Raw genomic sequence first — 7,206 nt, 5'->3', positions numbered from 1 at the left:
CCCGATACGCCTGGACTTGTCGCTGACGATCTCGAACCCGCATCGAACACCTCCGGAATCAGGTGTTGCGACGACCGATTGAATACGGCCAATATCGAGCGATTCGCTATACGGACCGGCTCGCCGAAGCCGGTGCGGTCGCGTCCGTTGGGTCGAAGGGTGACAGCTACGACAACGCCCTCGCCGAGGCCCTGAACTCGATCTTCAAAGCCGAACTGGTCCGCAATCGTGGACCCTGGCGGGGCATCGAGGACCTCGAGATCGCGACTGTCGAGTACATCGACTGGTTCAACCACCGCCGTCTCCACGGCGAGCTCGCCATGGTCCCACCCGTCGAGTTCGAGCACGACCACTACCGGCACAACCCCGCTCCGGCTACCGTCGAAGCGGCACTACCGACCCTCCACTAAACCCAGGGCGGAACACACTGTGGCAGAGCTACCCGCCGGTTGTGCTGCTTGTGGTGACAGGTGTGTCGTTGTTCATGCAGGCCGCGTTGACGCGGTCCTGCGCGCCGCTATTGTCAGGCGCGCCGCCTGCGTACTCCCTGGCGAGTGTGCGAGCGTCACCGCGCACGGACGCTGGGACTGCGGCTGCTTGTAGCTTCGCTCCTGCGCTTCGTTCAGCCGCCGGGTCGTTGTCGGTCAGGGCTTGCTGTGCCGCGCTGACGATGTCACAGGCTGCGGCGAGGTCATCGTCTCGTTTGAATGTGTCGTCCTTGAACTCTGCGGTCGCGCGCATTTCCACGTTGTCCCCGACGAATACGTTCAAGCGAAGCTGCTGCTGCTTCGGAGTGGGGAGGGTGAACTGCGCTTCACCGTCGCAACGGCCGATCCGTGTTGCGCCGGAGTTGGTGGTCACGGTGAGCACGCCCCCGCCGTCACAGGTGACATCGATGACGATGCTGCGAGCAGTGGATGGGATGGGGGCTTCTTTTTCCTGTGCACCGGAGCCAGCCAACTCAATGGTCGCCGACGTGGCCGCTTTCGATGGCTGCTCGCCGGCGTTTGCGCCGCTCGTGGAACATCCGCTCGCTCCGAGGACTGCGAGCAGTGGGATTGCGACAAGGGTGTACCGCTTCATGTGTTCCTCCCCAGGGGTGCCAGCTGGTAGCCAACGGTCATCCGTTGAACGGTATCGAGCAACGGCGTCAGTTCCAGTGCGAGTTCGGCCACGATCTGGTCACAGGAGCCGTTGCTGCTCCGCGCGTCGGACTGCGTCGAGGCGGGACACAGCGTGGAGCTTGTCGCAGATGTTCGCCAGGTGCCGCTTCACGGTCCCAGGAGCAATGTGCAACCGGGCAGCTACTTCCTTGTTCGTGTACGCCTCGGACACAAGCTGGAGGACCTCTCTCTCACGCGAAGTCAACAGACCGCTGGCGTGTTTGGGCACGGCTGTAGCCAGTTGGCGATGCCCGGCAGCGACCACGAGCCCGATGTCGGGGAGGAACCGCCGCCAAATGGCTCGGTGCAGAACACGGGCAACGTCTACGGTGCTGCCGTCGAGTCCGATGTGGGCGGCTACAGGACCGATCGCCACGTCAAACAACGCCTCGGCGAAGTGAAGTCGTCCCGCCGCGTTGATGCTGCCGACTTCCCCGGCCAAGGGTGGAGCTACACCCGTCTGCTGAGGGTGGAAGGTCTGCACCGTCTCGGCGAGGACCGCGACGACGAGGTCCATCACGTAGTCAGCTACCGCCTCGGTGGACCGTATCCCCGTGATCAAGCTCTCGGCGAGCTGCCCCAGCTCCGACCTGGTTTGAACCTCTCCCACCGCCACACCCCCTGGTCGACCATATCGGCGGCAGTCCGACATTCGAAGTCGACTTGGCTGGGTTCACGGTTCACACTGATGGGTTTACGGCCGCCGATGTCAGGGGTGGCGCCGGCCGGCGCAGAACAGGGTCAGCGTCCCATTTCGCCCACCTGACGACGGGTGACATGCCGTGCTCCACGACGGGTCCGGTGTCGCCGTGTGCTGCGAGGCCATCTTCGAGCGCTTCTCCCGACCGGACGATGTAGGGGTCGTTGTGTTCGTTCTTTGGGACGACGAGGCCGAGGCCGCCGACGCTGACGTGCAACGGCGACCCGGTGTCGTACAGTTCCCGGCCAGCCCAGCCGGGGATCCAGGACGTCGGAGTCTCCTGCCATGCACGATCGGTGATGAGTGTGTCGTCGTCGAGGAGGGCACGGAGCGCGGCCTGCGTGTCAGCGAGAGTACGGGTCATGGGGTTCTCCGATTGTCCAACGGGGTGTTGGACTCACTCTGGCTCTGTGATGTGTTCTCGGATGAGGAGCGCGAGCGCTCCGTTGTCGAGCGCGTCGCCTCTGCGGTTGGGGCGGGTGTCGAGTCGGTCTGCGAGCTGGTGGAGGTTGCGAGCAGCATCACCTCGAGCGCCGGTGAGGTTCGACTGGTCGAGGCGCCAGCCTCCGACTGCAGCGGAGCCATGCTGGTCGAGAACGAGGAAGAGGTTGTAGAGGTCGGTGGCGTCTTTCCCGGCACCCGGCCGGTCTCGCCAGGCGTACGACTTGAGGATGACTGCAGCTTCGACGGTTGGGACCGTGACGGTGCTGCTGAGGACGGTCTCGTCGGTGAGGGTGGCGTTGACGTTGATGTCGATGCCGTCGCTTGTGGCGAGGGTCATGCCGGGCATGATGTTGAACGCGCGTCCGCCGAACTTCTGGTCGCCGAAACGTCCGGTGTGCGATTCGGTGAGCAGGTCGATGGTGGGCGCTGGGTCGCCGGTGACCGTTGATTGTCGGACGTAACGGTTCCCGGACTCGGCCTTGTAGCCGAGAATCAGGAGCCCTTCGTGGAGTTCTCCGCTGCTGGCGAGTTCGATAGGATGCCGGCGTCCGCGTCGCCGGTTCGTCTGGGGATGAGCCCGTCGGTGGGGAACGCGGTGGTGATGAGGGACACCATGTGTCCGCCGATGACACGAGCGTTGGCGTGGCTGGCGAGCACTGTACTGAGGTCGTCGAGGGCGATGAAGGCTGCGTCGTCGGTCTTTGACTCGGCGATGAGATGCGCTCGTCGTGGTTGCTGCAGAGGTGCGCCCTCGTAGCCGGGGCGAGGGTCGTTGGCGAACTGCCCGTTGCTGTGCCGGAGTCGGCCTGCGTCATCTCGTCGGCTCATAGCTGCGTTGTGTGCGGCTGGAGGGCTGACCGACGAAGCATCTCGGCGGCTTCGGCCTGGTCTCCAGTGGTTCCGGTGGCGAGGACGTCGCGGGCCACGATGATGGGGTCGGCGAGGCCCGTTCGTCCGGCACGGGCTGAGGTAGCCCAGATGGTCTTGTCAGCGGGGATCGTCAGCGACAGTGTGTACTCGTCGCTGCTACCGAGGGCGAAGCGGCGCCGGCTGAGGTCGACTCCAGCGCGGGCGTACAACGTGACGTGTTCCGGGATCCGCCATCCACTGATCCGGTCGGCCGCGAGGTCGCCGGACAGGAGCGCATCCGTGTTGACGGCTTGGGCCTGTTCGGCGAGCGGTCGTTCGCTGCGCCAGTAGGTGGTGATGCCCTTCTGGGGAACCTTGATCGCCCGGTCCCACGCGCCCTCGGGGTCGGTGAGCACGTACCCGGTCGCTTCGCGGTGGATGAGGTCGCTCTGTGGTCGCAGCGCGTTGAGCACTGCTGGCTGGGTCAGGCCGGTGGCTGCGGCGAGCTGCCGCTGTGTCAGGGGTTGGGCGGCGGTGATGAGTGCCCGAAGTACCGCGAACTGTCCGTACGGGGTCGGCCCTTTACGCACCGTGGAGGGCGCATCCGCGGTGTCCTCCTCGAGCGAATGAGGGGTCTTGTCTGCCCACACCGTGCGGTCGTCGTCGGAGACGATGATGAGACGCGGGTCCTTGGCGGCCGCTGCTTGCAATGCTGGGGTTGCTCTCGCCACTGCGTAGAGAAGCCGCTCCCCCGCCAGGAGCTGGCGTAGCTCTCGCTCCACGTTTGCAGGTGTCGGTGTCCGTCGGGTTCGTCCCCAGCGGATGACTTCACCGGTGGTTGTGGTGAGGGTGTCAACGTCAGCAGGGGTCGCTCGAATGCCGAGAGTGAGGAGCGCGCGTAGCGCCTCGTGCTCTTCCATCTCCACCTCCCGATAAGAGTAAACGCTAGGCGCGTCTACTCTTATCATATGCGCAGGGTGAGCCCGTTCACGGTTCGAATGTGTCGTGGACGACGATGCGGATGAGTTTGATTCGGCCGTCGGGTCGTTTCCAGTAGTGGAGGCGGCGGGCGGAGGCGGTGTTCGATTCGATGCTGGCGCGCATGCACACAGCGCCGTCGTCGCGTGTGTACGCGGGTGCGTTGCCGGGTTCGCCGGAGCCGGAGCGGGTGGACGCGACGGGCTGCGAGGTCGGATCGGCCGGTGAGGATGTCGACGACGCAGCGGAGGTTCGTCGTGTCCGCAATGCAGGCGAATGCCGCTCGCGCAATCCTCATGGGCGCGGCGCTGAAGCTCGCAGCGGAGATGCGCTTCGTTGGCATCCGCCTGCTCCTGTCGACGCAGGTGGCGAACGCGACTACGGGTATTCTGCCGAAGCTGCGGTCACTGCCGTCGAACAAGCTGCTTCAGGGTGTGAACCCGACGAAGGCCCAGCGCGGTCAGGCGTTCAACGACCCCACGATGGTGCCCGAAGTGCCGAGCAACGTCCGGGGCGATTCCAAGGCGTCCAAGGGTGTCGGCGTGCTCGAGATGGAAGGTCAAGAGCCCGTCGTCTACAAGTCCTTCTATGCGTCGCCGCAGGAGTACCGCGAGATGCTCGACAAGCTCGGCGTGCCCACCACACTCACCCCGGCACCGTCCGGCGCGGACATCGCGCGCATCGCGCAGCCGGAAGAGGGGAGCAGCGAGCCAGGCGAGCCGGGGTCGCGCATGCGGCCCGAGTACGGCGGGTTCGGTCGCGACGAGAAGCCACAGCGCCGAGGTGATGGTCTCTCCGGCGCCGCGGCTGCCGCGCACGACCTCCGCGCGCAGGCCGGCGGCGCACGGACGGCTGTGGCCGAGGACTTCAGCTAACGTCCGCGCATAGAAACGTCGATGCGTAGAACACGACAGAAGCGGAGATTCGACGCTGGTCCAGCGCTGGCGTTGCCGAATGGGACTGGGTGAAGAACGACGACGCTCCCGCTGACGTGCTGCTGTACAGCAAGGAACCACGGTGGTTCATCTGCTCCGGGTGTGGACACGGATGGGCTACGCGCCCGGCCTACCGCACGTCAGGTCACGGTTGTCCCGCCTGCAGGCGGCAAAGGGCAGCAGCCACGAAGCGGACTCCGAAGCCCGGAGCATCCCTAGCTGTAGTTCCCCGTGAGGTTGTGAACACGGTCTGAGGGGACTTGGCCGCCGATACCGGTGTGGGGTCGGTGGTGATTGTAGTGATGCAGCCACCGCGGGTAGTCGGCGGCTCGGTCCTCGTCGCTGCGATAGGTCGTGGCGTATGCCCACTCGGCGGCAAGGGTTCGGTTGAAGCGTTCGACCTTGCCGTTGCTCTGGGGGTGGTAAGGGTGGGTCCAGCGGTGCTTGATCGGTCCGAGGGCTCTGGCGAAGTCGTGGGAGCGGTAGCAGGCGCCATTGTCGGTCATCACACCGGTCACGACGATTCCAGCGGTCGCGAAGAACGCGTGTGCGCGTTTCCAGAAACCGGCGGCGGTTTCCTTCCGCTCGTCGGCGAGGATCTCCGAGTACGCCAACCGGGAGTAGTCGTCGACGGCGCGGTGCAAGTACCGGTAACCGCGGGAGCCAGCAGCTCCTGCCCGCTTGGCCCGTGTGCGGATCACACCGGCGGCGCGGTCCTGCACCGAGCCGCGCCCATGGGCTCGCCACCCTCCGCCCTCGGGGATCCGGCCGAGCTTTTTGATATCGACATGCACCAGCTCGCCCGGCAGAGACTTCTCATACCGCGCCGGCTTGGGACGGCGGACTGGGAGACCGGTGGCTTGGTCAATGTTCTGCAGCAGCGGCATCCGGAACCGATCGAGCACCCGTCCGACCGTCGATCGGTGCAGATGCAGGTGGTACGCAATCCGGTGCGGACCCCACCGGCGGGTGAACCGCAACGCGATGATCCGGCGCTCGGTCCTCATGGGTAACCGCGACGGACTCCTCAACGGACGCGATGACCGGTCCGTCAAGAGGAACCCGGACCGATACCGAGCGGCCCACTTCGACGCGGTCGCAGGGGAGCACTGAAACCGTTCCGCGGCGCGACGGATCGGCCAGCCGTCCTCGACGATCAGGCGGGCAAGCCGGAGTCTGCCCTCGGGAGTGAACGGGGCGTTAGCGTGAGTCACGAAGACCTCCGGTGACGACGTGGTGTGTGGTAACCCACATCGTCCCGGAGGTCTTCTTCTACGTCATCCGTTCACAACGTCCCGAGGAACTACAGCTAGCGGTTCGTCTGGAGGGGATCAGATCAACAGGTCACACCAGCCTCGACGACGCGAAGCACAGCTCAGTACCTGGTACTCCTGGGTTGCCGATCGCGTGACCCGATCACGGACCGGCAACGCCCGTCCCGCAGCCTGATCCGCCGCGGGCGCCCGTACGGTACCCGGAGCTGCCCGTAATGAGCAGCGCGCCGATGGATTCCCTGCGCGGAGTGGATCAGAGCGCCTGCCACACGCAATGAGCTCGAGCAGTCATCTCTTGTTGAGCGTGCGAACTTCCGGCGACGGAATACGACAACTGTCGATGAGTGTTCATAGTGAGGTGGGGCGGCTGGTTACCGCCCAAGCGAGAAGCGCTCTGAGTCTCTGATCCTCGGGCGCGCGCGGCTGCCTGCTCTCACCCCAACGAGAGTGGGCAGTTTCCGGCCGATCTGCTCCCAAGATGGGGTGAGTCGGGCCGCCCCGCCGCTGTCAGGTGGCCGTGTTCGGGTCATGCAGGAACGCCTCATATGTCTCCGCGTCATCCTGTTCGGCGACGGGGTCCGGGATGACGTACAGCACGTCGGTGTCGGTGCCGACGACCTCACGAAGCCGCGAAACGGCGTCGATCGCGGTGGCGGCTTCCACCCCGGCTACCTCGAGCTCCCCGTCGTCTTCGGGGACGTAGCCCGCGTTCCACCGCACCCGACGATTCTTCCGGCACCCGTGTTCTCGGGGCAAATCGGCTTCCCTCGCCGCAGATGTCCTAGGTGTACTGCCCAGGGACGTTGGTCAACCGTGTGATGGGTGACCGGTTCCCGATGGCGGTGTGGGGCCGGTGGTGATTG

10 protein-coding genes and 1 pseudogene are annotated in these 7,206 nt (G+C 65.5%); 3 read left to right on the top strand and 8 right to left on the bottom strand.

Annotated features, from left to right (window positions below; translation table 11 throughout):
• Positions 1-89 precede the first annotated feature (89 nt).
• Positions 90-410 (top strand): annotated as a pseudogene (locus tag ITJ56_RS17855) (integrase core domain-containing protein); the annotation flags it as partial.
• Between the two features lie 28 nt (positions 411-438).
• On the opposite strand, the gene ITJ56_RS17850 reads toward ITJ56_RS17855, so the two are convergent.
• From ITJ56_RS17850 to ITJ56_RS17825, 6 genes are all read right to left on the bottom strand, one after another.
• Complete coding sequence (locus ITJ56_RS17850) at positions 439-1,083, bottom strand: hypothetical protein (RefSeq protein ID WP_194631982.1); 645 nt, start codon at positions 1,081-1,083, stop codon at positions 439-441.
• 99 nt (positions 1,084-1,182) lie between these two features.
• Positions 1,183-1,680, bottom strand: a complete 498-nt coding sequence (locus ITJ56_RS17845; RefSeq protein ID WP_228518181.1) for a helix-turn-helix transcriptional regulator — start codon at positions 1,678-1,680, stop codon at positions 1,183-1,185.
• Positions 1,681-1,843: 163 nt separating this feature from the next.
• Entirely contained in the window at positions 1,844-2,227 is a 384-nt protein-coding gene (locus ITJ56_RS17840; RefSeq protein WP_194631980.1) for a hypothetical protein, read from the bottom strand.
• A gap of 33 nt (positions 2,228-2,260) precedes the next feature.
• On the bottom strand, positions 2,261-2,653 hold the full coding sequence (locus ITJ56_RS17835; protein WP_194631979.1) for a hypothetical protein: 393 nt from the start codon (positions 2,651-2,653) through the stop codon (positions 2,261-2,263).
• Positions 2,654-2,799: 146 nt separating this feature from the next.
• Positions 2,800-3,135 carry a hypothetical protein gene (locus tag ITJ56_RS17830; protein ID WP_194631978.1) on the bottom strand — a complete coding sequence of 112 codons (336 nt, stop codon included), beginning with the start codon at positions 3,133-3,135 and terminating at the stop codon, positions 2,800-2,802.
• Positions 3,132-4,124 (bottom strand): MarR family transcriptional regulator, encoded by a 993-nt coding sequence (locus ITJ56_RS17825; RefSeq protein WP_194631977.1) that lies wholly within the window; start codon positions 4,122-4,124, stop codon positions 3,132-3,134. Before ITJ56_RS17825 ends, ITJ56_RS17830 begins: the two co-directional genes overlap by 4 nt.
• Before the next feature lie 267 nt (positions 4,125-4,391).
• Here ITJ56_RS17825 and ITJ56_RS17820 point away from each other — a divergent pair, with 267 nt between their 5' ends.
• Both ITJ56_RS17820 and ITJ56_RS19165 read left to right on the top strand, forming a co-directional pair.
• Positions 4,392-5,009: a hypothetical protein gene (locus ITJ56_RS17820; protein WP_194631976.1), complete on the top strand. Its 618-nt coding sequence runs from the start codon at positions 4,392-4,394 to the stop codon at positions 5,007-5,009.
• Between the two features lie 47 nt (positions 5,010-5,056).
• Positions 5,057-5,323 carry a zinc-ribbon domain-containing protein gene (locus ITJ56_RS19165; RefSeq protein WP_416354804.1) on the top strand — a complete coding sequence of 89 codons (267 nt, stop codon included), beginning with the start codon at positions 5,057-5,059 and terminating at the stop codon, positions 5,321-5,323.
• Here ITJ56_RS19165 and ITJ56_RS17810 read toward each other — a convergent pair.
• Positions 5,285-6,283 carry an IS481 family transposase gene (locus ITJ56_RS17810; RefSeq protein ID WP_194631974.1) on the bottom strand — a complete coding sequence of 333 codons (999 nt, stop codon included), beginning with the start codon at positions 6,281-6,283 and terminating at the stop codon, positions 5,285-5,287. The two genes, ITJ56_RS19165 and ITJ56_RS17810, sit on opposite strands and share 39 nt — an antisense overlap.
• Before the next feature lie 567 nt (positions 6,284-6,850).
• The gene (locus ITJ56_RS17805; RefSeq protein ID WP_194631973.1) at positions 6,851-7,063 is read right to left on the bottom strand and encodes a hypothetical protein; all 213 of its coding nucleotides are present in this window, start codon (positions 7,061-7,063) and stop codon (positions 6,851-6,853) included.
• Between the last annotated feature and the right edge of the window lie 143 nt (positions 7,064-7,206).

The sequence above is a fragment of the Curtobacterium sp. VKM Ac-1376 genome (genome assembly GCF_015351025.1).
In the GTDB taxonomy this organism is placed as follows: domain Bacteria; phylum Actinomycetota; class Actinomycetes; order Actinomycetales; family Microbacteriaceae; genus Curtobacterium.
This window is presented reverse-complemented; position numbering and strand designations above follow the sequence as displayed.